Consider the following 26,374-nt stretch of genomic DNA (forward strand, 5'->3'; position numbering starts at 1 on the left):
AGAAATAGGGGCCCGGAGGATGGACTACGCGTAGCCAATCCACACCGCTCCCACCAGGGCCAGAGCGCTCAGGGCGAGCAGCTTCAGAATGAGCGGTCCGATAAAACGCAGCCAGCGATCGTACGGGATGCCAGCCAGTCCGAGGATGCCCATGAGCACCGGATTTGTGGGCACGATCATATTCATGAGGCCATCGCCCAGCTGAAAGGCAAGCACACTAATCTGGCGGGATACGCCGAGCAGATCGCCAATCGGCGCCATGAGCGGCATCGTCACGAACGCCTGTCCGCTGCCCGAGGGGATGACCAGGTTCAGCACGCTTTGCACGAAGAGCATGCCCACGGCGGCCACCTCGGCGGTGCCCCACTCCAGCAGCGAGGCGCCGGCGTACACAACCGTGTGCAGGACCTCCGCATCCTCCATGATAAGTGCAATCGCTCGGGCCACTCCGATGAGCAGGGCGGTGCCGGCAAGTTGAGCCGCGCCTTTTGAAAATGCCTTTGCGGCTGCATCTGCCCCGAGCCGCCCGACCGGAGCCGCCACCAGCGCGAGCACGATGAACAGCCCGCTGAGCTCTGTGAGGTACCACCCGTACTGAATGATGCCCCACACCAGCACGCCAAGCGCACCCACTGTAATGGCGAAGACGCCCCAGTGGTGATTCTGCAGTGCGGGGATATCGCCCAGGTCGTGCTCCTGCGCGGCGGGCACATCGTGCACCAGGCTCTGCATCGGGTCCTGTTGGATGCGACGGGCATAGCGCCATACGTGGTGAACGCCTACCGCGAGAAATGGAACGATGAGCGCAGCGCGGTATCCCATCCCCGAACCGGGGGCGACATCCGCCACGTCTTGCGCCACCAGCAACGTAAACGGATTGAGCAGCGCTACCCCGTATCCGATGCCATAGCCTACCACCATCGTGCCGATAGCCACGATGGCATCCAGCTTCATAGCCAGACACAGCGCCACGAGAATGATGGCGAACGGAATGTACTCCTCCGCCATGCCGAAGGTCGCCGAAGCGCCGGCGAACATCGCCATACCGCCCGTGATGAGCAGGAGGGGCGACTGTCCGAAGCGGTCGAGCACGCGTCCGAGCATTGCGTCGATGGTGCCGGTTTCGCGCACCACGGCCAGCGCACCGCCTACGATAAGCACAAAGAAGATGATGCCCTGCGCATCGGCCAGCGCTCGGGGGATGACGGTAAACAGCTCGGTGATAGAAGCCCCGTTTTGTTCATCGAGCGTCTCGAAGGTGCCAGGCACGACCACCTCGCGGCCCTCCTCGTCGGTAGTCATCTCGAAGGCGCCCGCCGGAATTATGTGCGTGGCCGTCCATGCGATAAGCAGAAAGCCGAGAAGGAGCACCAGCGTGTGCGGCACCGAAACGCGTTCGAGGAGGTTGCGAAGCATGAAGTAGTGTTGTGTAGCAGGTCAAAGTTTGGGTGGACAACGCCCCCCGCTTTATGTTTTCATCTTGAGCGGAGCAGCTGCGTTTAGCAGGGGCGGAGTCTGACACAAGCGCAGCGAGATCCCGGATCAGGTCCGGGACAGGCGAGCGCAGCGAATAAAGATCTCCTCCGAAATGGGCAAGGCTGTTGGTTTGCCAGTAGCTGCTGAGCGCCGACGAGATGTTTCGACGCGCTCCGGGCCCTGGGGGGGCCTTCGCTTGCTCAACATGACAGGAAATATGGACTGGGGCGATTCGGTGCGAGCCCCCGTCCATACCATAACATTCATGTATGACACAGCAGTAGCTGGTGGAACGGGGAAGAAAGCGGGCCCTTAATGCGATGAAGGATAAGGCTTTCCACACAGTTTCGCAATCGTATGGTTATCGCACCACCGTTAGGCGCCGGGTTTCGGTGAAGTTCTCGCCCTGCACACGTACGAAGTAGGCACCGCTGGAGAGCGTGCTTACAGGTACCTGCAGCGTTTCGAGGCGGTCGGGGGTGGGAGTGTCTTCGTAGAGTGTCTGCACGCGGCGCCCCACCACGTCATACAGCGTAACGGTAACCGACTGCGCCTCCTGCACAGCAAAGCCGAGCGTCGCCTGGGCGTGTGCCGGATTGGGATAGGGCGCATCCACACGATATGGCTCAGCGAGGGTCACCTCGGCCTCCACCGGGTCGTGGTGCGTGGTCGTGCCATCGGTGTCCACCTGACGGAGGCGAAAGGTGTGCACACCCAACTCCAGATCGTCGATGGCTATCTGATACGTCTGCGGTTCATCGGTGGTGCCAGCGCCTTCCACAAAGGTGTAGTCGCTGTAGTCATCCGCATCCGAAGCACGGTGCTCCACATAAAAGCCTGCATTGTTGGATTCGGAGGCCGTCTCCCATGCAAGGGTTGCTGTTTCCTGATCGACTGAAGCGGTAAACTCCGACAGTTCCACTGGCAGCGGGGCCTCGGGGCCCACATGCAGGCGGAGGTTGGGCAGGTCTCCGCTATTTGTTTCTGCGGCACTTGCCACGGTGGGCGTCGGATGATGCGCAGTGGATGGATCTGCCGCTTCTTGATTGGAGTCAGCGACTGTGTTCGATGCATCAGTTGTTGGACTCGTGAACGTGGGGTATTCCCCTTCACGCAGGTTGTAGAAGGCACCTGTGTCTTTATCTTCGAGGGTCACGTTCCAGTCTGCCGGGATGTCTTCAAGGCGTTTAGCAGCCAGTTCGTAGTCAGCTTCCGCGGTGATGTCAAGATCGAGGTTCAACTCAACTTGTGTATCAGGAAGGGGCAAGTGACGGTGGGTAAACAGCGCATCGGTCTCTTCTATGGTGAAGGCCACCTGGGCGTATTCAGTAGCGAACGAGCCAAGCTGGTAGGCATCGAAGCGATCTTTGCCGGAATTGGCGTCGGGCGAGAACCGGACGCTGGCCGTTTCGGCGCGGCTGCCGTCGGTGGCGCGCAGTTCGAGCGTGAGGCCGGGACGCGTAACCGTTTGTTGGAGAGCAGGCGGATCGTCTACATTAATCTCCTTGTCGTTGGATGTAATTGGAAGGTTTGGATCATCTTCGTTGGCCTTCACAAAGAAGGTTTGGAAGGGGGCGATGACGCGAGCATCGGTGTCGGCTTCACCTTCCGTATACGTCACATAGCCACCATCGCCGCCATTGGAGTTAGCATCCCACACGTAGACCGTGGCGTCGATGTTGGTCGTGTTGGGTGAGATGCTTTCCCAGTCGATGGGCGCGGCGAATGGATTCCCAACCAGGTTCCATCCGTTCTCATTTGAGTCGGTGTTGTTACCAGTAAACGTGACAGTGGGACCGGCATCGCTACCGTCTGTTTCACTCGTCGACACCGGTCCGGTTACCGACAGCGTAACCGGAAATCCACTGGGACCGGCTCCTAAGTTGTTCTGGAAAAGGAAGGTCAGAATGCCCGTGCCGGGCGATACGGGGTTATCGAGATCAGCGATCGGTTCCCATCCCTCTTGACGGGTTTCATCGACATTGACGCTTTCGTTGTAGTCATACACCGAGATCTGATTGTCATTGACGTTCGTGGCGTTGCCACCACTGCCAGCCGACTGGGTCCACACATTCGAGAGTAGATTCCGATCGTTGTCCGAAGCGCCCGCGTCGTCAATTTTTGTTTCGAACGGCGTCGTCAGAAAGCGGAAGTGGGACTCGTTGTCGCTTTTTCCAATGAAGCGCTCCATCGTCACATCGCCGTCGACGCTGCCATCTGCGCTTCCTGTGATAAAGGCCGACTGGGTTTCGGTGGAGGGCAGGGTTAGGGTGCGGTTGGTCGCGTCCACATCAAGTACGCCGCGGGTTAGCGTGAGAAGCCCGGCGATCTCCATATCCGAATCAAGAATGACGCGGTCGGTAGCGTTCGCTTTATCAAGAATGACAAACGGGATTTCAAGCAGTTCGCTGGATGAGGTGTTGACAATGTTCTGGTTGCCTGCTCCTGCGAAGAAGACCGCCCGATCGTTAGCTGCGAAGGTGCCCGCATTGGTCCAGTCGCCTAAGAGGCGGAGGTCGCCCCCGATTTCGCTGGAGAGTTCGAGCGTTGCATTGGATTTGATATCAAGATCGCCGAGAATGACAAGCGCTTCGGTCATTTCGTTCCCTGTCTCGTTCATCGTGAGCGTACCGCCCGCCTCGATGGTGAGAGATCCGGCCATTTCGCGTTCTGTGTCTTCCCCGTCGTTGGCGCCCAGGTCCAGAGTTGTGCCGCCTGCGATCTGCACATTGGTGGGATACCCGGGTCCGGAGTTATTGGACCACTCATCGGCACGTTCAAATACATTGCCGGTGTTGTACCGCAATGTAGCATTATTCCCATAGTTGGGCTCCAGCAATGTAAATCCATTTTCGTTAATCTGAAAAGTACCCTCTACGTCGAATGTGCCATCACCAGCGGCGGTACCACCAACGCCGTTTCCCACAGCGAGGGTATGGTCTTCAGACACGGTGAGCGTTGCGTTCTCGTCAATGTTGAGAGCACGATCTCCGGTTCCAGCGAGTGTACGCGAATCATTGAGTGTAACATCGGTCGTGCCGAGTACCTGTACGCGGAGGAGGCCGTCGTTTTCGGGCCACTCATCCGCACTAACCGTGATAGTATTGTTTTGAGCATATGCCAGCGTGGCAGTCTCGTAGGTGGGCGTGCCGTTATCGGCAATTGCTGCATTGTTGCCGTTCAGCGTGAGGGTGTTTGTGATCGTCTGGTCGCTGAGGTCTTGTGCGGTGTTGATTTGCAGGTTGTAGAACGTAAGTTCTGAAGTAGAGAGCCCAGCATCATCTGCAAGAATGACGGTGGAGGTTTCAGCGGTGAACGTGCCGTCTCCGGCGACATCAAGCGTGCCGCTGTCGCGAATGGTAAGTTCCTGGGCACCAAGGTTGATTTCGGCCCCGGACTCCACGTTGAGCGTGGTGGTGCCGCGGTTATCCTGCAGGTTCAGCGTGGTGCCGCCCTCAACGCGAACCGTTATGGGTTCGTCAGCGGATGGCCATTCGTTTGTTTGGTCATACGGTGCACTGACATCGTAAATAAGCGTTGTGCCGCTGCCATACACCGGGGAACTGCTCGCGAAGCCGCCAGGATTGATTTGCAGACTGTTTTCGATGGTAGATCCCCCGAGATTTACGGCTCCGGCGATCTCGATGTCATACAGCGTGAGCTCGTTGGTGAGCGTACCATCTGCATCAAACATGAGGGTGCCGGTTCCCGCATTGAAGGGGCCGTTGTTGGTGAGGGTCGCCGTCTCCTGAAACGTGAGGGTACCTGTGCTGGCATCGAAGGTGCCGTTGTTGGTGAAGGTGGCCTCGCTGCGCGTAGCGAGTGCCCCCGTGTCATCATCGGTGAGGGTGAGGGTGCGAGTGGTGCCATCGCTGCCCGTGAACGTGGCCCCGCTTTCAATTTCTATCGCGCGAATGGTGGCGTCGGTGTCCAGTGTGACAACGTCACCATTGGAGATAATCACTTCATCGCCTGCGCCAGGTACTTCGTTTGTGCTCCAGGTGCTGGGCGTATTCCAATCGCCATCGTTAACACTGCGAATGACCTCGGTATTGGTCATCTGTAGGCTGTTGAAGAAGAGGTTGCTTTCATCATCGTTGGTGGTGTCATCCACAAAGAACTCGATTTGGGCAATGCCGCCAGCGTCGATGGTTGTGTTCGTGCCCGATTCAGTCCCGCCCAGACCTCCGCTACGGTCGACTTGCCACGCGAGGTCGTTGTTCTCGTCACGTTCAAAAGTGAAGGAAAAGACCGTTTCTTCGCTGTAGTCATTATTAAACAGGTCATTTCCGAACAAGGTATAGGCGTCGTTCCCGACATTAAAGTTAGCGATAAAGTCTCCGTTGGAGTCTCGCAGGTTGAACCCTTTGTTTCCATTTCGAAAGTTGACCGCAATATCGAACGTTAGCACATCGCCCTCCTCAAGAGCGCGGGGCAGGTCTCGAAAGGCTTGTGAAAGCTGATTGCTATGTCCAAACATGCCGAAGGCCTCGCCAGCGGTGTTTATATCGCCGCCGTTGTCGTTTGGAGCCAAACTGCGCGAATCGCCGATGAAGTGGCCTGAATTGTCGCCGTCGTCTTGTAGACCCCAGTCGCCAAAGCCGAATCCGCCATTGTCGCTGTTATCCCAACTGGAATCATACGTGTCATCGCTTGCATCGTCTTCTCCCAGAATAAAGTCTTGCCCCTGCACCGGCACAGTCCAAATACCTACAAGCAGAAACAGTATCGCCGCTTTACTTAGCACGGTCATTATTTTTGACATTTGTATTGTGTGCTTCATTAGTACCCTGCTTCAATCGTTCATTGGTGGATGTCAGCGCCTACGGAGCAGCTACACGGTGGATGTAAGCGCTTACATTGACATTGTTAAGGAATCAATAACTAAATGTCAAGCAAAAATCAGGAATTGGTGTGCTGCTGAGAGGAGTGCAGAGGCATGAGCGCAGCCACGAGAAACAGTCCGACCGCTGTGCCCAGCACCACCCCGGTGAGCGCACGCGAGAGCGGGATGTTTGTCCAGAGTCCAAGCCACGGCCCGATCCAGTCGATCAGTGCGGGAAGGACGCCCACTGCGAGCCATCCAGCGGAAAGCGGACGAAGGGTGCGTCGGACCAATCCCCACCATCCTCCTATCGCCACCCCAATGACGGCCCCGCTGTAGATCCCGATGCAGCGGTCGCACACCGCCAGGGCTGCTCCGTCGATGTGCGGCATACGAGCGGGCAGTTGGTGGCAAAATGGGGCGAATGCCTGCATGAACACGGCCTGCAGGTGGGTGGGTAGCCAAGGGGGAGCCAAGGCGAAAAGCAGCAGGATAAACGCCGCGCCTTGCAGCCCCATCCACCCCCAATAGGCACGTGATCTAGTGTCAAATGATGGAGGCATGTTACAGGTAGCGTGCCATGTGATCTTACGTTTAAAGGGAGGGGAAAACGGAACACCCAAGGAGGCGTCAGGTTCAGCCTTATGGAATTGTTAGCACCCGGCACGCCCGAGTGCTAATAACAATTTGATTTGTACTGAACGCCTTACTATTCACTATCACGGAGGGATTGATTATGGCAAGTATCCAACCTCTGGGCGACCGCGTTGTGGTCGAGCCCAAACCTGCAGAAGAGAAGACCGATAGCGGTCTGTACATTCCCGATTCGGCCCAAGAGAAGCCGCAAAAAGGCACTGTTGTGGCCATCGGCCCCGGTCGCGTAGAAAACGGCAACAAGATTGATTTGACCGTTAATGAAGGCGACCAAGTGCTGTACGGTAAATACTCGGGCACCGAGGTGACGCTCGACGGAAAAGACTTTCTGATCATGCGTGAGAGCGACATCTTCGGCGTCGTGGAAGACTAACTTCCCTTCGTTGCTGCAGCCTCATCGTGGAGGTTTGCAGTTCGTGTCTCGCACTCCACCATACTATTAAACCAACCATCCAATTATGGCTAAACAAATTGTATTTGACGCAGAGGCGCGCAACGCGCTGAAAGAAGGCGTTGACAAACTTGCTCGTGCTGTTAAAGTGACGCTTGGCCCGAAAGGCCGCAACGTCGTCATCGAAAAATCCTTTGGTGCGCCCACCGTTACGAAAGACGGTGTTTCGGTAGCGAAGGAAATCGAGCTGGAGAAGAAGCTCGAGAACGTAGGTGCGCAAATGGTTAAAGAGGTCGCCTCGAAGACCTCTGACGTAGCCGGCGACGGTACCACCACCGCGACCGTGCTCGCCCAGGCCATCATGACGCAAGGTCTGAAGAGCGTGACGGCTGGGTCGAACCCGATGGATCTGAAGCGCGGCATTGAAGCGGCAGCGCAAGCCATCGTGGCAGATCTGCACACGCAGAGCAACCCGGTTGAAGGCAAAGATCGCATCAGCCAGGTCGCCACGATCTCGGCCAACAATGACGATGCGATTGGAAAGCTCATTGCCGATGCGTTTGACCGCGTAGGCACTGATGGAGTCATCACGGTTGAAGAAGCCAGCGGCATCGAGACGTACCTCGAAGTCGTGGAAGGCATGCAGTTCGACCGTGGCTACCTGTCGCCGTACTTCGTCACCGACTCCGACGAAATGGAGGCGGTCCTCGAAGACGCCTATGTGCTGATCCACGACGACAAGATCAGCAACATGAAGGACCTGCTGCCGATCCTCGAGAAGGCATCGCAGGCCGGCAAGCCGCTGCTCATCATTGCGGAGAACATCGAAGGCGAAGCGCTTGCCACGCTCGTGGTGAACAAGCTGCGCGGCACGCTGAAGGTTGCAGCCGTGAAAGCGCCTGGCTTTGGCGATCGCCGCAAGGCCATGCTCGAAGACATTGGCGTACTCACCGGTGGCACCGTCATCAGTGAGGAGAAAGGCTATCGCCTCGAAAACGCCACGCTCGACTACCTCGGGCAGGCCAACCGCATCACGATCGATAAAGATACCACGACGATCGTGGACGGTGCCGGTGCTGAGGAGCAGATCAATGCGCGCGCCAACCAGATCCGCCAGCAGATCGATAACTCTTCCTCCGACTACGACCGCGACAAGCTGCAGGAGCGTCTCGCGAAGCTCTCGGGCGGTGTAGCGGTACTGAAAGTTGGTGCTGCGACCGAGCCGGAGATGAAAGAGAAGAAAGCCCGCGTAGAAGATGCGCTGCACGCCACACGCGCTGCCGTTGAAGAAGGCGTGCTGCCTGGTGGCGGCGTAGCCTACCTGCGTGCGCTCCATACGCTCGATAACCTTGATGTCGAGAATCAAGATCAGGAGATCGGTATCTCGATTGTGCGCCGCGCACTCGAAGATCCGCTCCGCCAGATTGCCTCGAATGCAGGCATGGAAGGCTCGATTGTGGTGCAGCGTGTGAAAGAGGGCGAAGGCGACTTCGGCTTCAACGCCCGCACCGAAGAGTACGGACAGCTGCTGGAGCAAGGCGTGCTGGATCCGACGAAGGTCTCGCGTAGCGCGCTTGAGAACGCCGCGTCGGTTGCCGGACTGCTGCTAACCACCGAATCCGTGATCGCGGATCGTCAGTCTGAAGATGACGACAACGGCGGTGGCGGCGGTGCCCCCGCTGGCGGCGGTGGAATGCCTGCCGGAATGGGCGGAATGGGCGGAATGGGTGGCATGATGTAACGCACCCCGTTTCGCGCACACTGCGCGTAACACAACGCTGAACGCCAAGCGGCGACGCTCCACATTCGGGGCGTCGCCGCTTTTTTTTGTCCGATTGAGTAAGCACACCAGAGGTGTGATCTACAGCTCCTCTACGTCGCTATCAAGGACACACGTTTTCTGGAAAAGGCGTATGCGCCAGCGATGTTGTGAACACGAGCAACAGCTAAAGAGCACAACGTGTCCATGGCTTCGCGGCGATGTGGAGGGGCCAAAGATCATGCCGGTTGTACACCGCGACGGGTATTCGGTGAGTGAGGGTTCTTGATTCTGTTCTTCCTTTCAGACGTTGTCACCTTGAAAGAAGCGCAGTTGGAAGAGCCTCTTATCACGTCTCTACACCCCGAACGACTCGCCGCAGGCGCAGGTACGTGAGGCTTGCGGATTCGCGAAATGAAAGCCGTCGCCATCTAGCCCATCGGTGAAATCCAACTCCGAGCCGTCAAGATAAAGTGCACTGCGTGCATCAGCGATGACCGCAATGTCATTGACCTGGTGCTGTGTGTCTTCGTCTTGCAGCGTCGTATCCCACCCCAAGTCATAGGTCAAGCCAGAACAGCCTCCGGGGACTACCGCGATGCGCAAATACGTATCGCTAACATCCACCGATTCCTCTTGCGCAACGGTGCGAAGTTGGTTTTGAGCACGTTCCGTGATATCGATCTGCATAGCCAACACAGCAGTTTGGTTTGCAAAATACGGGCATGATGCATGTACCTGTCTCGCTGTTTGCAGGTTTCTTGTCGGGCGAGCTGCGCCGCCCTGTCAAACTGCAATAAAATGGCAACGCGCCGCGGAAAAGCCGGAACGCCCTCCTATTGTAGAGGTTGTAATCGCGAGTTTACATGACAAGCAACAAGTGTAAACCTGGGTTTACGCTGTTGTTCTCCCTTCGCGCCCTGTACGATTACGGACCCCAACGCCCCATGAGTACTTCCGAAACCGAATATCTCGAAAGTGTGGCCAACCAGGAGTATGAGCATGGTTGGCGCACCGATATCGAGAGCGAGACGCTTCCCAAAGGGCTGGACGAGGATATCGTCCGCTACATCTCTGAGCGCAAGAAAGAACCGGAATGGTTGCTTGAGTGGCGTCTGAAAGCATTCCGGTACTTTGAAAGCCAGGTAGAGGCGGGCAACTATCCGGATTGGGCCCATCTCGACTACGTGAAGCCTGATTTTCAGGATATGCGCTACTTCTCGGCGCCAAAGGAAAAGGCCAACTATGAGAGCCTTGACGAGGTGCCTGACGAGATTCTCGAGACGTTTGAGCGTCTGGGCATTCCGCTTCAAGAGCAAAAAGCGCTCACCGGCGTCGCGGTGGATGCCGTCATGGATAGCGTGTCGGTGGCCACCACCTTCAAAGAGAAGCTGAAGGAGGCCGGCGTCATCTTTATGTCGTTCGGTGAAGCTGCCCGTGAGCATCCCGAGATTGTGAAGCAGTACCTCGGGCGTGTGGTGCCGTACACCGACAATCTGTTCGCTGCTCTCAACTCGGCGGTCTTCAGCGACGGTTCGTTCGTCTACGTTCCCGAGGGTGTTACCTGCCCTATGGAGCTGTCAACCTACTTCCGCATCAACGAACAGAACACCGGGCAGTTTGAGCGCACGCTCATCATTGCCGAGCCAGACAGCTACGTAAGCTACCTGGAGGGTTGCACAGCACCCATGAATCAGGAGCATCAGCTGCACGCCGCAGTGGTAGAGCTTATCGCCCACGAAGATGCCGAGATCAAGTACTCTACCATTCAGAACTGGTACCCAGGCACCAAAGATGGTGAGGGCGGCGTGTACAACCTCGTGACGAAGCGGGGTATTTGCGAAGGCGACCGCTCGAAGATCAGCTGGACCCAGCTCGAAACCGGCTCAGCCGTCACGCAGAAGTATCCGTCTGTTATCCTGAAGGGCGACGAGTCCGTCGGGGAGTTCTACTCGGTGGCATTCACCAAGGGGCATCAGCAGGCCGACACCGGCACGAAGATGCACCACATCGGCAAAAACACGAAGAGCACCATTATCTCGAAAGGGATCTCCGCGGGTGTGAGCAACAACAGCTATCGCGGACTGGTGAAGGTTGGCAAGAATGCGGAGGGCGCTCGCAACTTCTCGCAGTGCGATTCGCTGCTGCTGGGCGACCAGTGTGGCGCACACACCTTCCCGTATATCGAGATCGGCCACCCTTCGGCCAAGGTGGAGCACGAAGCGACCACTTCGAAGGTCGGCGAGGATCAGATGTTCTACTGTCACCAGCGCGGTCTGGGCGAAGAAGAAGCGCTCAAGCTGATCGTGAATGGCTTCTGCCAAGAGATCCTGGCAGAGTTGCCTATGGAGTTTGCGGTAGAGGCGAAAGAGCTGCTTGCTATCGAACTTGAAGGCAGCGTCGGATAGCTTCCCCTTCGACCTAATACCCCCTTGCATGGCCTAACGGGAGGAGTCGCACCCCGGCGTCCCCCTGGCTCCTCCCGGCCATGCATCTGTGTACCCCCTGTTTTTTCGTATCATTGAAACCACAAATACCACATGGCACTGCTTGAAATTAAAGACCTTCACGTTGGCGTTGAAGGCGAAGACATCGAAATTCTGAAAGGCGTAGATCTCACCGTGAACGCCGGTGAAGTTCACGCTGTAATGGGTCCGAACGGATCGGGCAAGAGCACGCTGGCTGCCATCTTGGCTGGCCGCGAAGAGTATGAGGTAACCAGCGGATCCGTCACGTACAAAGGCGAAGACCTGCTGGACCTTGAAGCTGAAGAGCGCGCCGAAGAAGGCGTTTTCCTCGCGTTTCAATACCCGGTTGAGCTGCCGGGCGTGAGCATGACGAACTTCCTGCGCGAGGCGGTCAACTCTGTGCGCGAAGCGCGTGGTGAAGAGGAGTTGGGTGCTGCCGACTTTCTGAAGCTGGTGCGCGAACGCGCCAAGCTGGTAGATCTGGATCCCAGCCTCACCAAGCGGTCGGTCAACGAAGGCTTTTCCGGTGGCGAGAAGAAGCGCAACGAGATTTTCCAGCTCGCTATGCTGGAGCCAACCCTCGCAGTGCTCGACGAAACGGATTCGGGCCTCGACATCGATGCGCTGCGCACAGTGTCCGACGGGGTAAACAAGCTGCGCTCTGACGACCGAGCGTTCATCCTCATCACGCACTACCAGCGTCTGCTCGACTACATCGAGCCAGACCACGTACACGTCATGGTGGATGGCCGCATTGCAGAGTCGGGCGACAAGGACTTGGCGCTCCGCCTCGAAGAAGAGGGCTACGAGCGCTTCCGTCGCGAACCGGCAGCGGTGTAATCCTGTGCGGCCCACGGTTGCTTTCCATGCACGGTGGGCCGCCGCCCTTTTGTCTCGCTGATTCGCAACGTATCCCGCATTCCTATGTCTACCACTACCCTCGATACCAGCGCCCAACCCATCGACCGGTTCGTCTCGGCTTTTCAGGTGAACCACGGGCAGGCGCTCAATGGCGCAAACACCTCGGTGGCACGCCATCGTGAGGACGCCATCGCCCGATTCAAAGAGCTGGGCGTTCCCACACGCAAACAAGAAGCGTGGAAGTACACCAACATCGCCACGGTGCTCGACCGTTCGTACGCGCTTCCCCTGGCGCCTGCTCGTCCCGACGTATCGGCCGATGACCTTGCGCCGTTTCTGATTGATGACCTGGACGTGCACCTACTCGTTCTGGTGAACGGGCGCCCCGACCTGTCGCTCTCGCGTCTCGACGATTTGCCTGCCGATGTTACGGTGGCTCCGCTCGCTGAGTCGGGCGACCATCCGGCGTTTGAAGCGCACTATGGCGAATATGCCAACGTGGAGGAGCAGGCCCTCACCGCGCTCAACACAGCGTTTGCTCAAGACGGCGCATTTGTGCATGTACCTTCCGGTACCACCGTAGAGCAGCCGCTTTTGATTCTGCACGTGAATGCAGCGCAGCAAGACCTGCTGATGCAGCCACGTCATCTGTTTGTCGTTGAAGACGATGCCAAAGCCCACATTATTGGGCGGCAGGTGAGCCTCTCGGAGGCCCGTACCTTCACCAACAGCGTCACCGAAATGTACGTGGGCGCGCGCGGCTACCTCGATCACTACGTGCTGCAAGAAGAGCACAACGCGGCCTCACAGGTTACGAACCGCTTCGGCTACCACGAAGAAGAGAGCGTGCTTTCAACCGATACGTTCGTCTTCGATGGCGAGGTGGTCCGTAACAACCTTACGCTTACCCCCGCTGGAGCCCATTGCGAAACGAACCTGTACGGGCTGGTTCTGGGGTATGGCGATATGCATGTGGACAACAACACCCTCGTCGATCACGTCCACGCTGATTGCGAAAGCAACGAGCTGTACAAGCACATTCTGAATGATCGGTCTACCACGGTCTTCAACGGCAAGGTGTTTGTCCATCGCGACTCGCAACGCATCGACGCATACCAGTCAAACGATAGCCTGGTGCTGAGCGATGATGCCGACATCTACACCAAGCCGGAGCTGGAGATCTATGCCGATGATGTGGTATGCAGCCACGGCGCCACCGCCGGTCAGATCGACGAAGAAGGGTTGTTCTACCTCCGCTCGCGCGGACTGAATGAGGACCGCGCCCGCATCCTCATGATGCAGGCGTTTGCCCAAGACGTTATCGATGTGGTAGAGATTGAGCCGCTCAAAGCGCTCATCGAAACCCGCGTACAAGACCGCCTGCGCTCTTTTGCGTAACCCGGTCTGATGTCATCCGTTATACCGGAGCGTGGGCCTGCAGGGCACGCGTTCCGGTTTGCGGTTTACGCACCGACTTGTTTTCCCGACGTTAAACCCTCTTTTGCTCATGTCTGTATCTACTGCTCCTCGGTTTGACGTAGCTGCTATGCGCGATCAATTTCCCGCGCTCAAGCAGTCGGTGTATGACGACGATACGCCTCTCGTATATCTGGATAACGCGGCTACCACGCAGAAGCCGCAGCCGGTGCTCGATCGCCTGCAGCGCTACTACGCCCGCGAGAATAGCAACGTCCACCGGGGCGTGCACAAGCTAAGTCAAGATGCCACCGACTCGTTCGAGGAGGCCCGTGCCGAGGTGGCTCGCCTCATCAATGCACCCGCTACCGAGCAGATCATCTTCACACGCGGTTGCACCGAATCGCTCAACCTGGTGGCCCAGACGTTTGCACGGCCCCAGCTTGGTCCCGACGATACCGTGGTCGTCACGCACATGGAGCACCACTCCAACATTGTGCCGTGGCAGATGGCCTGCGAAGCAACCGGAGCCACGCTCAAGGTGTGGCCGATAAACGACGATGGCTCGCTCAACATGGAGGCCGGTGAACAGCTTCTGGCCGAAGAGCCATTCTTGCTTGCCATCGGACACGTTTCCAACGCGCTCGGCACCATCCATCCGATTGAAGCTATCATAGATACGGCTCACGCACACGGCGTACCGGTCGTAGTGGATGGCGCGCAATCCATTGCGCACCTTGAAGTGGATGTGCAAGCGCTCGATGCCGACTTCTATGCCTTTTCGGGCCACAAAATGTTTGGTCCCACTGGGATCGGTGTGCTGTACGGCAAGCGTGAACTGCTCGAGGAGTTGCCGCCCTATCACGGCGGAGGCGACATGATCGACGAGGTGTCGTTCGATGGCACAACGTACGCTGATCTGCCGCACCGTCTGGAAGCGGGCACGCCGCACATTGCTGGCGTCATCGGATTGGGCGCTGCTGCTCGGTTTTTGCAGCAGATCGATTACGATGCGATGCAGGCGCATGAAGATGAGGTCCTGCAGTACGCCCACGAACAGCTGGAGGCGATACCCGGACTGCGCCTCGTCGGTACAGCTGCCCACAAGACCAGCGTGTGCTCGTTTGTGCTCGACCATGCCCATCCGTACGACGCTGGAACCATCTTAGACCGCTTGGGCATTGCTGTACGCACCGGGCATCACTGCACACAACCGCTCATGGAGCGACTCGACCTTCCCGGCACCATCCGCGCCTCGTTTGCCCTCTACAACACCCGCAACGACGTAGATCGCCTCGTGGAAGGCCTCGATCGCGTTCAACACATGTTCGGATAGCCCGCCTTCACTCTTTTGCTCATTTTGTTGATCCCGATGGCTACCGATACAATTGACGACCGCGCGCAACGCATCGTAGACGACTTTGCCCTCTTTGATGACTGGATGGGACGTTACGAGTACCTTATTGAAATTGGCAAGGACCTGCCGCCGATGGATGAGGCACTGAAGCACGATGCTAATCGTATTCACGGCTGCCAGTCGAAGGTGTGGATTCATACCGACCTCGACAATGGCCACATGCAGTTTGATGGCGACAGCGATGCAATGATTACTAAGGGCCTTGCGGGCCTGCTCATTCGCGTACTTAACGACCAACCGCCCGAAGCAGTACGCGACGCCGATCTGTCATTTATCAACGACATTGGGATGCGCGAGCACCTGTCTTCAACCCGCAACAACGGACTGCACGCCATGATCGAGCAGATTCGTGAACGAGCCGAAGCCATAGAGCGGGCTGCTAACTCCGACGCTGTTTCATCTTAAGATCCTACATACCGTTATGTCTGACACTGCCGCCCAACCAACCGACGAAGCCGCCAACGAAACGGCCAGCGAGACAGAGGATCCGCGCCTCGATGACAACCGCTCGTTGGAAGTGCCCGACGTGGTTCCTGCACACATGCAAGATGATCCGGAGGAGCATACCCAGCTTTATCGCATGATCGTTGATGCGGTCTCTGAGATCTACGATCCGGAGATCCCCGTCAACGTGTTCGACCTTGGCCTCATCTACAACATCGACATCCACGACGATAAGCATGTCGATGTGCTGATGACACTCACAGCGCCCAACTGCCCAGCCGCTGGCATTCTTCCCGGGCAGGTGGAAGACGCTGTGCGCTTCGTCGATGGCGTGAAGAGTGTGTACCTCGAACTCAGCTTTCATCCTCCGTTTACGCCCCAAATGATGTCGGAAGAGGCGCAGCTTGAACTGGGCTTTATGTAATGCACCGTACCCTCCGACTCCAACGTGAGTGTTCTCGTTCATGACCTCCTTGTTTGCTCGCCGTGAAATACGCCTCCACTCTTGCCATGGCCACCCACCTGCTCGCCGAGGGGCGGGTTGGGGATGTCGTGCGCATGGTGGAGCCGTTAATCGAGCAATCCAGTGCAGAGTTCGACTCCGATGCAGAGCCGGGAACGCTGCGCTTGCATGCACTGTGGGCCCAAGTGCTTTGCACAGCACGTCTTGATCCCAATGCCGCGCAAACACATCTTCCTGCTCAGCACACCGAGTTGAACCACGCACCAACGCGTGCACGGGCCGAGGTCGCTCTGTGGAACGGATGGGTGGATGTGCTAAAGGGGACTAGCAAAGACGTGCTTGCCCGCGCCCTGGCGCGCCTCGACGCTGCCGAACGGTTGTTCGAGAGCGTGCTGCATCAGCCCGGACGCTATTGGGTTTTGATAGGACGTGCACAGGCATACTTTGCGCTGGATGAGTATCACTTGATGCGTCACACGCTTGACGAGGCGCAGGCGTTGGGTACGCATCAGCAGCATGCTCTGGGACGTCTTTGGCTGCACGATTTGCAAGTTCCAGCGCTTCGGTTTCAGGGGCATTACGACAAAGCCACGCAGCATGTTGAACAGCTCAAAGAAACGGCGCACTCGCTAGAGCAATCGCGCTGGGTGGGGCACGCGCAGGCGCAAGAGGCGGCGCTGGCGTACGATCAGGGGGCCGCCCCCGATGTGATCGTAGAGCGCGCCACCACTGCCGAAACGCGGCTTCAAGGCACCACAAACTGCCGCCCGTATCCACTCCTGGCCGCCTACCACGCCCACATCGGAGCCCTCATGCGTGCGAGTCAGTGGAGCGAGGCTCGGGCCTGCCTCGACGATGCGCTGCATGCAATGCGCGACTATCCGCTCGGCGAGGTGCACCTTCACTCGTTACGTGTGCGTCTTGCTCTGCGTATGGGTAATTTGGATGCCGCCCGCGAACGATTGCGTACCGTCATCGAACGAGCCGACCGGTTGCCCCACGGGCTGCACCGGTCGCACTTGGCTCTCCTGCGCGCTGAGGTTGCCCACCGAGCGCACGATCGTAGTACCGCCAATCAGTGGACCGAACGTGCCTACCAGAATGCGCGTGAAACAGGACATCAGGGCAATCAGCTGCGCGCGCTGCTGGCCCACGCACAACGGGCCCTTGCTTGCGACGATAGCGATTTGGCGCGAACTTATATGCAACGTGCCGAATCATACGACAGCTATCGGTCGGTGCTTCCCTTTGCCGCGTCGTGGATGCACACCGAAGCAACGCTCGCCGCCCACAGCATCGACGATAACGAGTCGGCTTCCTACGCAGTGCGGCGCTATCTGCAAGCCCGCGACACCTATCTCTTGATGGGTGATTCTTTGTCTGCCGCCCAGGCGACGCTTGCGTCGATATCTCCGGCCGACCATCTCAATGCACCTCCGCTGGAGCTGCCCGATGCCTTGAATGAGGCTGCGGATGCCTTCACCAATGCGCGGCGTCCCGACGAAGCAGCTCAGGCGGCCCGCGCGCGGCGACGCTTTGCAGCTTCTACGCCTGCGGCAGACCACACCCCGCTCTACCAACGGCTGGGCCACTTGGCCCGTGCGTGTGCCGAAAGCGCGCCCACCCATGCCAGTATTGGCACCGCGTGCAGCCACTTTCTTCAAGCAGATAACCACGTGCGTGGCCTCCAACTCATGTACCGACCGCGTCACGCACGTGCTGCCTGCCGCGTGGCCGACATAGGACACACCGATACCGATACCACAACGACCCTCTCATATCCCACCACAGAAGAGCCGCGCCTGAAACTGACGCTCCACACAACGGCTCCGATTCCCGACCTATCGCGTGCTATAACGATCCGCCTGCCGGTGGTGCTTATGGCGCTCGACCGCGTACCATCTTCTCACGGAGCCTCCTCGGTCGCGTCTTCGTCTGTTCGCTTCCCAGATGCGTTCATCGCTGAAAGCACTGCGATGCAAACGTTAAAACGTCACATCCAGCGCGTGCACGCCAGTCATAGCCCAGTGCTCGTTACCGGCGAACCTGGTGCAGGCAAAGCCCTTGCCGCACGGGCAGTGCACGCCGTGAGTGAACGCCGAACCCACCCGCTTCATACGGTAGAGGGCGGCGCGCTACAGCAGCACGAATGGGCCGCTCACCTTTTTGGACGGATCGAAAACGGGATGTATACACCGGGCGTCTTTGATCAGGCAGATGGCGGCTCGGTGTTGCTTAAGGCCGTTCATCGGATTCCTCGCAGCGTGCAAGATCAATTGCTGCGGATGCTAAATACGGGCTGCATGTTTCCGGTTGGAAGCGACTCGTGTCGTCATGTAGATGTGCGTCTGTTAGCCACCGCTCCGTGGCCCGATGACGCGCCTCCTGAAACCGCTATGCGCCCAGAACTTGCCCACCGACTCGGCATCATTACCTTGCAGATGCCATCATTGCGCCACCGCCGCGAAGACATTCCGGTGCTGGTACGTCACCTCCTCAACACACTGCGCGCGCCTCAAACCCCGCTGGCCACCATTACTCAGCAAGCCCTCGATGCCCTCATGCAATATGAGTGGCCCGGCAACGTGCGCCAGCTCCGCAACGAAATTGAACGCGCCTTCATGGCCGTCCGAAACGAACCGACCCCCCATCTTACGCTCGACGTATTTTCGGCACCCATTCGTGAGAGCCAGTCAACAGAACCCCCTGCTACACACCCCTACGACGCACTTCTGAATAACGAAGCGTCGCTTGACGGCGTCTTGGCTCAAACCGAAAAAGCCGCTATTGAGCATGTGCTGCGTGCTCACGATGGCCATATCTCCGCCTCCGCCGATACGCTCGGCATTTCCCGACAGGGACTATACAAGAAGATGAAACGTCTCGATATAGATGCTCAGGCGGTTGTTGCCTCCTCGTAATCTTACTGATGTAGTACGCTGACCTATGATTCGCCTTGACCATGCCTCGATCATGACTGCTAACCTGGAGGCTTCTGTTGCATTCTATGAGAATGTGCTGGACCTGTCGTTGCGCGTGGTTGAAGACGATCCTATTCGCGATGGACGCCGGCGCGCCATGCTTACCGACTCGGAAGGGTGCGACCTCATCGAAATTATGGAGGTTACCGATATGGAGCATCCCACCGTACCGGGGCGCGGCGGTATCCATCACCTGGGGTTTGCGTTGCCCGAGGACGAATGGCACGCCTTACGCAGCCGGTTAGATGCCGAGGAGTATCCGTATCAGGAAGTCGGCCCCCGCCTGTTTGTCCGCGATGCTGATGGCCTTGTTCTGGAAATCGAAACGACGTAGTGACACCCCGCTCTGTTCAAGATAATGGCGTTTGAAAGAGGCACGTTTCAACCATTTTGACCTGCGACACAGCAGTAAGTGAAGTCAAGTGTCAATGTTGGTGTTCAGGGGGAGTGAAAGCCTGTCCGATGATAATAACAAAACACCTGTCATGGTGAGCACGCGACGGGCCCCACCCGGAGCACGCCGAACCATCTCCTCGGCGTTCAGCAGCTTAGGGTCGAGTGGGCAGCCTTTCTTCTCTCGCTGTCATCCCGACGCCCCCGGCGGAGGGATCTCAACGCCCGCCGTCCACCCATCTGACACCGCGCACAAAGAAACCACCCCGCTCTCCTGCAAAGAGAACACGCGGAAACAGAAGGACGCAGAGCGTCCATTCGTCCGTCGCGACGCAGAGCATCGCGACGAGGGGACAAGAGTGTGAGTTATTCTCGGTACATTAGGAGACACATGCGTTACCTGAAGATTGACCTGTGACACAGTACTACTGCCACACCTGAATCTTAGGGTAGAAATCTTAGGGTAGAGCATGAATTGCCAACACGCATAGTCATCCCAGCCAAGGCGCCCCAGCGCCGTAGAGCCGGGATCTTCTCTGGCAACGCAGTCGGATTATTGGCACCACACCACCCAAACTTTAGCGTGTAACGCAGCACTTACTGCGCTTTATCACCAGACTCTGCAGGGGGGGGCTGTGAAGCTGTAGGGCTATCATCAGGCGTGGTCGCATGCTCCCCCTGCTCTTTTGGCGTTGGGGCGTCTCCCGATGACGAGGGCGGTGTTTTAGAGCGACGCTTTCGCTTCGATGTGGGGGTGCGGCTCGATTTGGCACGTTCCAACTCTTCGCGCTTCGCTTCGATCTTAGACGGAATTTCGCTGATGCGTCGAGCCAGGGGACCTTTTTCCCGCTCACGACGCGATGGCAGCGGACCCATAACAAATCCGAAGGGCTTGAGTGCATCCACCTCGTCAAACACCACTTTCAACATAGCCCCCATGGGAATGAACAAGATCATGCCGGCAAAGCCCCACACTTGCGCGCCCAGAAAGAGCAGAAGCAAGGTGGTAAGCGCATTCATGCTCACTTGACTACCGACGATGGTGGGCGTGAACAGATTGCTTTCAAAAAGCTGGATCACGTAAAAGCTCACCAAAATGATCGCCGGATAGATCAACGAGTCCATGGTGAGAAACGCATAGACGACCGGCAAAATAGATCCGAGGATGGGGCCAATAAAAGGAATCACATTGAGCAAAGCCGCAAACACCCCGAAAAACACCGCATGGTTCACTCCAACCAGAAGGAGCATCACCGAGTTAATCACCGATAGGATGGCAATGACGATGAGCATGCCGGTGATGTATTGCTGAACCACCCGCTTCACGTTTTCGGCTACGCGCGACACATGCTTCGTGCGTTCCGGGTCGCCTTGCCCAAAGGCGCGGAGCACAAACTCCTTCAGCAGACTTCGAGAGATGACTAGAAAGAAAATGAAGACAGGCACTAGAAAGGCTGCCGTAATAGTGGAAGCGGCTCCGGCGAGGCCTCGTGCCAGATCGGCGGCGTTGTCGGCCAGGTATTCGACGGCGGTGGTCCCAAGCGTACCTAACTCAACGAGCCCTTCTATGCCGAACCACTCGCTCATGAGTGGTTCAACAGTAGTCAGCATTTCTTCGATGCGTCCCTGGATTTGGTCTGCATCTTGCGCAAACGAAGCCAACTGCGTATAGAAGAAAAATCCCAACCCAACTAGGGCTGCAGTAGCCAAGACCATGGTAAGCAGCCCGGCGGCAATACGGGGCACCTTATACCGCTCCATCCAGCCCGAAACGGGAGCCAGCAAGATGGCTAGAAAGAGCGCAAAGAGCAGAGGAATCAGCACGGTTTTTGCCACGATCATGGCATATACCGTAAGCACCCCGCCGGCCAATACGGCCGTGTAGGTAATGTACCAAGGGTACGAAGAAGCGGACATAGTGCAGGGAGTCGTCAGTAAGAGTGGGCTTCAGCCTGCACATGGCCCGCAATCAACTCCCGTAGTAATCAACGCAACTACGGAGTTGGCATGGCTGGAGCGTCATCATCAGCCTCGGGGGTTGGGGCCGATCCAGGCGAAGGAAGTGCTTCTCCTTCAGGCATGGTACCGCCCTCTTCGCGGACGCGCTCTTCCTCTTGACGAGCCAGGGTAATGGCTTGGTCAGCCCGTTCATAGTACGGGGAGTCTGAGCCTACGATGTCTTTCACCGCTTCAAACTCTTCAACAGCTTCATCCACGCGCCCAATGTACAGGTGCATGATGCCTCTATTGAAGCGCGCCTGAAAATGTTCGGGATCATCTTCAATGACCCGGTTGATCTCGTCTACCCCCCGCATAGGCTGATCGGTTTGAAGCATCGCAGTAGCCATGTCTGTACGCACGTCAAGGTTGTCAGGCTCTTGGTCAAGCACTTCCTGATACGCATCTACGACATGTGGAGCCACCTGTGGGATAGCGTTGCTCGTGCCTCCCTGTCCGAGCTGCTCCATCCAGCTATACAGCAGGTCGCCGGTACGACGCCATGCATCTGGGTCGTTGGTGGCTGTGGCCATGGCATGTTGTTCTTGCGCAGCACGTCCCAAATCGCCTATACCAATGTACAGATTCACCAGCTCCTGTTGGATCGTCTGCTGCATGAGCGACTCCTCTTCCTGTTCTATTGCTGCTTGTAACGAGTCGGCTTCTGCAGCGACATCGCCTGAGAGGTCTTCGGCATAGCGCGCCACGAGCTCATCAACGGTGAGTGTTTCGGTTGCGGGGCCACTTCCCATGGGAGCCGCTTCCCCTTCGGCGCGCTCGCTTGGATCGGCGCCAATCACATTGCCGGCCTGTTCTTCCGCAGCGGTGCGCGCAAGAGGGTCGCCTCCACGCTCGCTAAGGAGCGTAGACCCAAAGAGCACAGCAATCAACAACACAGCGCCGCCTCCTACCCACATCAACTTGCGGTTGATAGCGGCATCGTCAAAGTCATCGCTGGTGGCGTCGGAAGGCGTCGGTTCGGAAGAGGCAGCAGCCTCCTTGCCCGTAGGAAGCCCGGCTTCTGACGCGGGCACCGGGGTGCCTTGTTCGGTTGGCTGAGGACGCTCTGCCCCGCACTGCCTACAGAATCGGTCGTCTGCTTCGAATGCCGTGCCACATTCAGTACAGTACGCGGCACCATGTGCAGGAGAAGCGCCATCGCCTTGTGGCACCGGTGGAGTCTCCTGCGGCGGCTCCTCCGGTGCGGGAGATGCCTCCTCGTCTTCGTCGGATGCCTCGGTCGACTCAACAAGTACATAGCCACACAAATCACAGGCGGCGGCATCCGCAGCAATCTGGGCTCCACACGAGGGGCAAGGGATTGTAGAAGCCATCTGATCAAGAACAGGTCGATGGAAAAAAACAACATGCTAGCGTATGCAACTAACACGGATTACGAAAACGATACGGTATCGCCCTTGATTCGGAATGTTGTGCAAATCTGTGGCGCAGCACCCGATTGAGGGCACGTTGCATTGTCTACTCTCTATCCATTCCATAGCCCGTTACGGTACATTTACAAAGACCAAGCACGAACATCGAACGTCTCCGGGATTGTTGAAGTAGAGCACATGGTATTTATGGTGCTTTTCCTTATCCCATACTTTTATGGATGTCAACACGCATTATACCCAATGGCAGTGGCAGGCTCCACTCGGACTTCTTGCCGTAGGGGCTGGGGCCAGTTGGATAGGACATGCCACCCTTAAAAAGGCAGACTCAAACACGTCTGCAACCGCGTGGGTGCTTCATGGTACGGGAGCGCTTATCTTGTTTAACGCGGGGCTATGTCTCTTTGCAGATGCCACCAAGCACCGCATGCATTACGAGCGTTTGCATGAGGCGGACAAGGCGGCGCAACCGAACGATACCACACGCGTTTCTGAAGCAGCTTAGGACCTTCCCCTTCGTATCTGTTGGATTGAACGAGCAAGCCCTTGAGTCTTACCGTCGTTGCGAATCGCGTCCCGATACGAAAGTCCGAAGACGGCCAATGGACGCCCTCGGTAGGCGGGCTTTCTACGGCCCTCTTGCCCGTCCTTCGAGATCGAGGCGGAAGTTGGGTCGGCATGGGAGAAGATCCCAGCCTTCCCGAGCGCCAGCCGTACCCTGCCGACAATCCCGAATTTACCGTCCGCCGCGTTCCGCTAAGCTCCGAGGAACTCGACGGGTATTACTACGGCATGTCAAATCGGGCGCTGTGGCCGCTCTCGCACTATATGGTTCAGCACTTCGAGCCCAACCCCGACTTCATGGAGGTCTATCGCAGCGTCAACAAGCGCTTTGCGGATGCGGTGCTCGATGAAACCACCGGGGCCGATGACATTTGGGTGCAAGACTACCACTTGATGCTTGCCCCCCAATGGATTCGCGAAGAACGTCCTGATGCCACAATCGGCCACTTTTGGCACATCCCGTGGCCTGCCATGGAGGTCTTTCGCATCCTACCGTGGGCCCGCGAACTGCTGCGTGGCCTCTTGCACTGCGACCTAATTGGTGTGCATGTTGACGAATACGTCGATAACTTCCTTGAAAGTGCCGAGGTACTCCTGGGAGCCGATATTGACGGGCAAACAATCCATTACAACGGACGCTCAACCACCGTTGAGGCGCATCCCATTGGCATTGAAGTCGATCGCTTCAAGCAAATGGCCGAGAGCGCCGAGGTCAAAGAAAAGGCCGCCCGATTGCGTGACCGGCTCAACACCGAGTTTATCGTGATCGGCATCGATCGGCTCGATTACACGAAAGGCGTGCTTTCTCGGCTCCACGCCTTCGAGCGGTTCCTGGAGCGCAACCCGTCGTATCATGGACGCGTCAGCTTCTACCAGATTGCCACACCCAGCCGCACCCGCGTCGACTCCTACCAACAACTCAAGCGCGAGGTCGATGAAGCGGTGGGGCGCATCAACGGACAGTTTGCCCGGGATAACTGGGTGCCGGTCAATTATCGTTATCGTACGTATACGCAATTCGAACTGTGTGCCTTCTATCGCGCCGCTGATGCCGCACTTATCACCCCGCTACGCGATGGCATGAATGTGGTCACACAGGAATTTATTACCTCTACGCAGAACGGAGCCCTCATTTTAAGCGAGCTGACCGGGGCGGCATACCTTTTGCCCGAAGCTATTCATGTAAATCCGTACGACCGTGATGGGCTGGCCGACTCGATTCGCTTGGCACTAGAAATGCCTGAGTCCGAACGACGCTCTCGTCTTAAGGCCCTAAAAACCCACGTCGAAGCCCTCGATGTTCATCGGTGGGCCCGTAGGTTTTTAAATACCCTCACGCAGTAACGTTTGTCGTGGCATTATCTACCTTAAGTAGACGGTAATCGATGGACCTTACGAGATAAGACTAGTGGACACACCAGCTTCATCGTGTTCGTCCCTCTTCTTGCATGCCGCTGCACTCCATCGTGTGCTCCGCAGGCTCCCCACTTGGTAGCGTTCAGCGGAGCGTTGCTAGCGCTCCTCGCTGCCACATACTCGAAGGTTCTTTTGTGGGCCTACTTACCATTGAACCGCTACCCCATAGCGTACATGCAATCCCTTTTCAGACAAACACTGTAGGAAAATCCCTACTCGCCGTTTCTTTCTCGCAATGCTTAAGCCCCCATGTCTGAACCTCCTGTCGTTTCTGACCCCCTCTTCTTTCTTGACTACGATGGCACGCTTGCGCCAATCGTAGACGACCCCGCCCAGGCCGTGCCTCACCCGCAGGTGCCCCCGGTGCTGCGCCAGCTGCGCACGCAACATCCGCTCTGGATTGTAACGGGACGTGACTTAGAGAGCCTATCGAACTTGCTTTCCATCGCTATTCCTGCAATAGGACTGCACGGTGCTCAGCAAGGCGTCATCGGACAGTCTAGCGAGCCGCGTCTTCCCGACGATGCCGTTGAAGCGCTCTCTGACCTACAACAGCGTGTACCCGACGAAGAGGGAATCAACGTGGAGTCGAAACCACCTACGTTTGCCGTCCACTATCGCCATGCCCACAACCCAAACGATGCTCGCAAACGGCTGCGCGCATGGGTTGACACCGCGCCCTCGTTTCTCGATGCCATTTGGGGAAAGAAAGTGGTCGAGCTGCGCCACACCGACCACAACAAAGGGCGCGCCGTGCAAGACGTTACCCGCGACCATCCCAACCACACGCCCGTTTACATCGGTGATGACGTAACCGACGAAGATGCCTTTCGCGTGCTGGCCGATTACGACGCAGCGTGCACCATTAAGGTGGGTCCTGAAGACACAGCCGCTCAGTATCGGCTTGCAGATGTGGAGGCTGTGGTTGCTTATCTACGCCGCTATCTCCCCAGCAAAGGATAGGCGGTCACTCCCAATTGCTCCTCGTCGCGTGCCGGCATGTCTCCTGCTCTGCCGTATCTGCCTCGCCGGATGCTTGGTCATCCTGCAGAGGTGGGGGTGGAGGCTCTCCAAACCAACGGGGCGGGTCGTATCCCGATCCTCCAAAGGGGTGGCACCGACTCACACGGTAGATCGTCAGAATCAACCCTTTTACAGCGCCATACTCACGAAGCGCCTGTTCAGCGTACGATGAGCATGTAGGATGAAAGCGGCACGTAGGCGGCGTAAATGGCGAAATCGCATTTCGGTACAGCCACAGGAGCCCCAACAGCACGTAACGCGGCATTCGCCAGATCGTGCGCGCTATTCGATAAGTAATGTCTCGTAGCGTGTGCATAGCGTTACCCCATACGCCCATCTGATTCGAAGAGATTCGCTGACCTACCCAACAAAAAAAACCGCCTGTCCTCAAGGCAAAGAGAACAGGCGGAGCTATAGACGTTGTTGGTCAGAGT

At 57.4% G+C, this 26,374-nt stretch carries 20 protein-coding genes; 13 read left to right on the forward strand and 7 right to left on the reverse strand.

Annotated features, from left to right (window positions below; genetic code table 11):
- Positions 1 to 24: 24 nt before the first annotated feature.
- From ACZ5AL_RS03050 to ACZ5AL_RS03060, 3 genes are all read right to left on the reverse strand, one after another.
- Positions 25 to 1,416: a YfcC family protein gene (locus ACZ5AL_RS03050; RefSeq protein WP_464512099.1), complete on the reverse strand. Its 1,392-nt coding sequence runs from the start codon at positions 1,414 to 1,416 to the stop codon at positions 25 to 27.
- A 421-nt stretch (positions 1,417 to 1,837) separates the two neighbouring features.
- Complete coding sequence (locus tag ACZ5AL_RS03055; RefSeq protein WP_464512101.1) at positions 1,838 to 6,241, reverse strand: T9SS type A sorting domain-containing protein; 4,404 nt, start codon at positions 6,239 to 6,241, stop codon at positions 1,838 to 1,840.
- Between the two features lie 137 nt (positions 6,242 to 6,378).
- Positions 6,379 to 6,864: a DUF2085 domain-containing protein gene (locus ACZ5AL_RS03060; RefSeq protein WP_464512102.1), complete on the reverse strand. Its 486-nt coding sequence runs from the start codon at positions 6,862 to 6,864 to the stop codon at positions 6,379 to 6,381.
- 173 nt (positions 6,865 to 7,037) lie between these two features.
- Between ACZ5AL_RS03060 and groES the strand changes: the two genes are divergently transcribed.
- Together groES and groL are read left to right on the forward strand one after the other, a co-directional pair.
- Complete coding sequence (gene groES / locus ACZ5AL_RS03065) at positions 7,038 to 7,328, forward strand: co-chaperone GroES (RefSeq protein WP_464512104.1); 291 nt, start codon at positions 7,038 to 7,040, stop codon at positions 7,326 to 7,328.
- Positions 7,329 to 7,410: 82 nt separating this feature from the next.
- On the forward strand, positions 7,411 to 9,087 hold the full coding sequence (gene groL / locus ACZ5AL_RS03070; protein ID WP_464513265.1) for a chaperonin GroEL: 1,677 nt from the start codon (positions 7,411 to 7,413) through the stop codon (positions 9,085 to 9,087).
- Positions 9,088 to 9,462: 375 nt separating this feature from the next.
- Here the strand turns inward: groL and ACZ5AL_RS03075 are convergent, their stop codons facing one another.
- Positions 9,463 to 9,795, reverse strand: a complete 333-nt coding sequence (locus ACZ5AL_RS03075; protein WP_464512105.1) for a HesB/IscA family protein — start codon at positions 9,793 to 9,795, stop codon at positions 9,463 to 9,465.
- Positions 9,796 to 10,052: 257 nt separating this feature from the next.
- Between ACZ5AL_RS03075 and sufB the strand changes: the two genes are divergently transcribed.
- The 8 genes from sufB (at position 10,053) to ACZ5AL_RS03115 (ending at position 19,489) form a co-directional block, all read left to right on the forward strand.
- A complete protein-coding gene (sufB, locus tag ACZ5AL_RS03080; protein WP_464512107.1) occupies positions 10,053 to 11,513 on the forward strand; it encodes a Fe-S cluster assembly protein SufB in 1,461 nt (486 codons plus the stop codon).
- A 132-nt stretch (positions 11,514 to 11,645) separates the two neighbouring features.
- Positions 11,646 to 12,413 carry a Fe-S cluster assembly ATPase SufC gene (gene sufC, locus ACZ5AL_RS03085; RefSeq protein ID WP_464512108.1) on the forward strand — a complete coding sequence of 256 codons (768 nt, stop codon included), beginning with the start codon at positions 11,646 to 11,648 and terminating at the stop codon, positions 12,411 to 12,413.
- Positions 12,414 to 12,497: 84 nt separating this feature from the next.
- Positions 12,498 to 13,832, forward strand: coding sequence for a Fe-S cluster assembly protein SufD (sufD, locus tag ACZ5AL_RS03090; RefSeq protein ID WP_464512110.1), 1,335 nt, complete (start codon positions 12,498 to 12,500; stop codon positions 13,830 to 13,832).
- Between the two features lie 109 nt (positions 13,833 to 13,941).
- Positions 13,942 to 15,186 (forward strand): aminotransferase class V-fold PLP-dependent enzyme, encoded by a 1,245-nt coding sequence (locus ACZ5AL_RS03095; protein WP_464512111.1) that lies wholly within the window; start codon positions 13,942 to 13,944, stop codon positions 15,184 to 15,186.
- A 36-nt stretch (positions 15,187 to 15,222) separates the two neighbouring features.
- Complete coding sequence (locus ACZ5AL_RS03100; protein ID WP_464512113.1) at positions 15,223 to 15,672, forward strand: SufE family protein; 450 nt, start codon at positions 15,223 to 15,225, stop codon at positions 15,670 to 15,672.
- 136 nt (positions 15,673 to 15,808) lie between these two features.
- Positions 15,809 to 16,135, forward strand: a complete 327-nt coding sequence (locus tag ACZ5AL_RS03105; RefSeq protein WP_464513266.1) for a DUF59 domain-containing protein — start codon at positions 15,809 to 15,811, stop codon at positions 16,133 to 16,135.
- Between the two features lie 86 nt (positions 16,136 to 16,221).
- Positions 16,222 to 19,095 carry a sigma 54-interacting transcriptional regulator gene (locus tag ACZ5AL_RS03110; RefSeq protein WP_464512114.1) on the forward strand — a complete coding sequence of 958 codons (2,874 nt, stop codon included), beginning with the start codon at positions 16,222 to 16,224 and terminating at the stop codon, positions 19,093 to 19,095.
- Positions 19,096 to 19,120: 25 nt separating this feature from the next.
- Entirely contained in the window at positions 19,121 to 19,489 is a 369-nt protein-coding gene (locus ACZ5AL_RS03115) for a VOC family protein (protein WP_464512115.1), read from the forward strand.
- A 656-nt stretch (positions 19,490 to 20,145) separates the two neighbouring features.
- Here ACZ5AL_RS03115 and ACZ5AL_RS03120 read toward each other — a convergent pair.
- Both ACZ5AL_RS03120 and ACZ5AL_RS03125 read right to left on the reverse strand, forming a co-directional pair.
- Positions 20,146 to 21,465 (reverse strand): AI-2E family transporter, encoded by a 1,320-nt coding sequence (locus tag ACZ5AL_RS03120; RefSeq protein ID WP_464512116.1) that lies wholly within the window; start codon positions 21,463 to 21,465, stop codon positions 20,146 to 20,148.
- Positions 21,466 to 21,542: 77 nt separating this feature from the next.
- Positions 21,543 to 22,880: a tetratricopeptide repeat protein gene (locus ACZ5AL_RS03125; RefSeq protein WP_464512117.1), complete on the reverse strand. Its 1,338-nt coding sequence runs from the start codon at positions 22,878 to 22,880 to the stop codon at positions 21,543 to 21,545.
- A 274-nt stretch (positions 22,881 to 23,154) separates the two neighbouring features.
- Between ACZ5AL_RS03125 and ACZ5AL_RS03130 the strand changes: the two genes are divergently transcribed.
- The 3 genes from ACZ5AL_RS03130 (at position 23,155) to otsB (ending at position 25,880) form a co-directional block, all read left to right on the forward strand.
- Positions 23,155 to 23,442: a hypothetical protein gene (locus ACZ5AL_RS03130; protein ID WP_464512118.1), complete on the forward strand. Its 288-nt coding sequence runs from the start codon at positions 23,155 to 23,157 to the stop codon at positions 23,440 to 23,442.
- Between the two features lie 41 nt (positions 23,443 to 23,483).
- The gene (locus ACZ5AL_RS03135) at positions 23,484 to 24,845 is read left to right on the forward strand and encodes an alpha,alpha-trehalose-phosphate synthase (UDP-forming) (RefSeq protein ID WP_464512119.1); all 1,362 of its coding nucleotides are present in this window, start codon (positions 23,484 to 23,486) and stop codon (positions 24,843 to 24,845) included.
- A 321-nt stretch (positions 24,846 to 25,166) separates the two neighbouring features.
- Positions 25,167 to 25,880, forward strand: coding sequence for a trehalose-phosphatase (gene otsB, locus ACZ5AL_RS03140; RefSeq protein WP_464512120.1), 714 nt, complete (start codon positions 25,167 to 25,169; stop codon positions 25,878 to 25,880).
- Between the two features lie 4 nt (positions 25,881 to 25,884).
- Here otsB and yidD read toward each other — a convergent pair whose 3' ends face one another.
- Positions 25,885 to 26,277, reverse strand: coding sequence for a membrane protein insertion efficiency factor YidD (gene yidD / locus ACZ5AL_RS03145; protein ID WP_464512121.1), 393 nt, complete (start codon positions 26,275 to 26,277; stop codon positions 25,885 to 25,887).
- Positions 26,278 to 26,374 lie beyond the last annotated feature (97 nt).

It is taken from the genome of Natronotalea proteinilytica (assembly GCF_055379935.1).

Bases quoted from the DNA above. Each gene is read 5' to 3' on its own strand.
- ACZ5AL_RS03125 (WP_464512117.1), bottom strand. From the start codon at position 22,880: ATGGCTTCTACAATCCCTTGCCCCTCGTGTGGAGCCCAGATTGCTGCG.
- sufC (WP_464512108.1), top strand. From the start codon at position 11,646: ATGGCACTGCTTGAAATTAAAGACCTTCACGTTGGCGTTGAAGGCGAA.
- ACZ5AL_RS03055 (WP_464512101.1), bottom strand. From the start codon at position 6,241: ATGTCAAAAATAATGACCGTGCTAAGTAAAGCGGCGATACTGTTTCTG.
- ACZ5AL_RS03115 (WP_464512115.1), top strand. From the start codon at position 19,121: ATGATTCGCCTTGACCATGCCTCGATCATGACTGCTAACCTGGAGGCT.
- ACZ5AL_RS03100 (WP_464512113.1), top strand. From the start codon at position 15,223: ATGGCTACCGATACAATTGACGACCGCGCGCAACGCATCGTAGACGAC.
- ACZ5AL_RS03060 (WP_464512102.1), bottom strand. From the start codon at position 6,864: ATGCCTCCATCATTTGACACTAGATCACGTGCCTATTGGGGGTGGATG.
- yidD (WP_464512121.1), bottom strand. From the start codon at position 26,277: ATGGGCGTATGGGGTAACGCTATGCACACGCTACGAGACATTACTTAT.
- sufB (WP_464512107.1), top strand. From the start codon at position 10,053: ATGAGTACTTCCGAAACCGAATATCTCGAAAGTGTGGCCAACCAGGAG.
- ACZ5AL_RS03130 (WP_464512118.1), top strand. From the start codon at position 23,155: ATGGATGTCAACACGCATTATACCCAATGGCAGTGGCAGGCTCCACTC.
- groES (WP_464512104.1), top strand. From the start codon at position 7,038: ATGGCAAGTATCCAACCTCTGGGCGACCGCGTTGTGGTCGAGCCCAAA.
- ACZ5AL_RS03075 (WP_464512105.1), bottom strand. From the start codon at position 9,795: ATGCAGATCGATATCACGGAACGTGCTCAAAACCAACTTCGCACCGTT.
- ACZ5AL_RS03120 (WP_464512116.1), bottom strand. From the start codon at position 21,465: ATGTCCGCTTCTTCGTACCCTTGGTACATTACCTACACGGCCGTATTG.
- sufD (WP_464512110.1), top strand. From the start codon at position 12,498: ATGTCTACCACTACCCTCGATACCAGCGCCCAACCCATCGACCGGTTC.
- ACZ5AL_RS03110 (WP_464512114.1), top strand. From the start codon at position 16,222: ATGGCCACCCACCTGCTCGCCGAGGGGCGGGTTGGGGATGTCGTGCGC.
- ACZ5AL_RS03095 (WP_464512111.1), top strand. From the start codon at position 13,942: ATGTCTGTATCTACTGCTCCTCGGTTTGACGTAGCTGCTATGCGCGAT.
- ACZ5AL_RS03105 (WP_464513266.1), top strand. From the start codon at position 15,809: ATGCAAGATGATCCGGAGGAGCATACCCAGCTTTATCGCATGATCGTT.
- otsB (WP_464512120.1), top strand. From the start codon at position 25,167: ATGTCTGAACCTCCTGTCGTTTCTGACCCCCTCTTCTTTCTTGACTAC.
- ACZ5AL_RS03050 (WP_464512099.1), bottom strand. From the start codon at position 1,416: ATGCTTCGCAACCTCCTCGAACGCGTTTCGGTGCCGCACACGCTGGTG.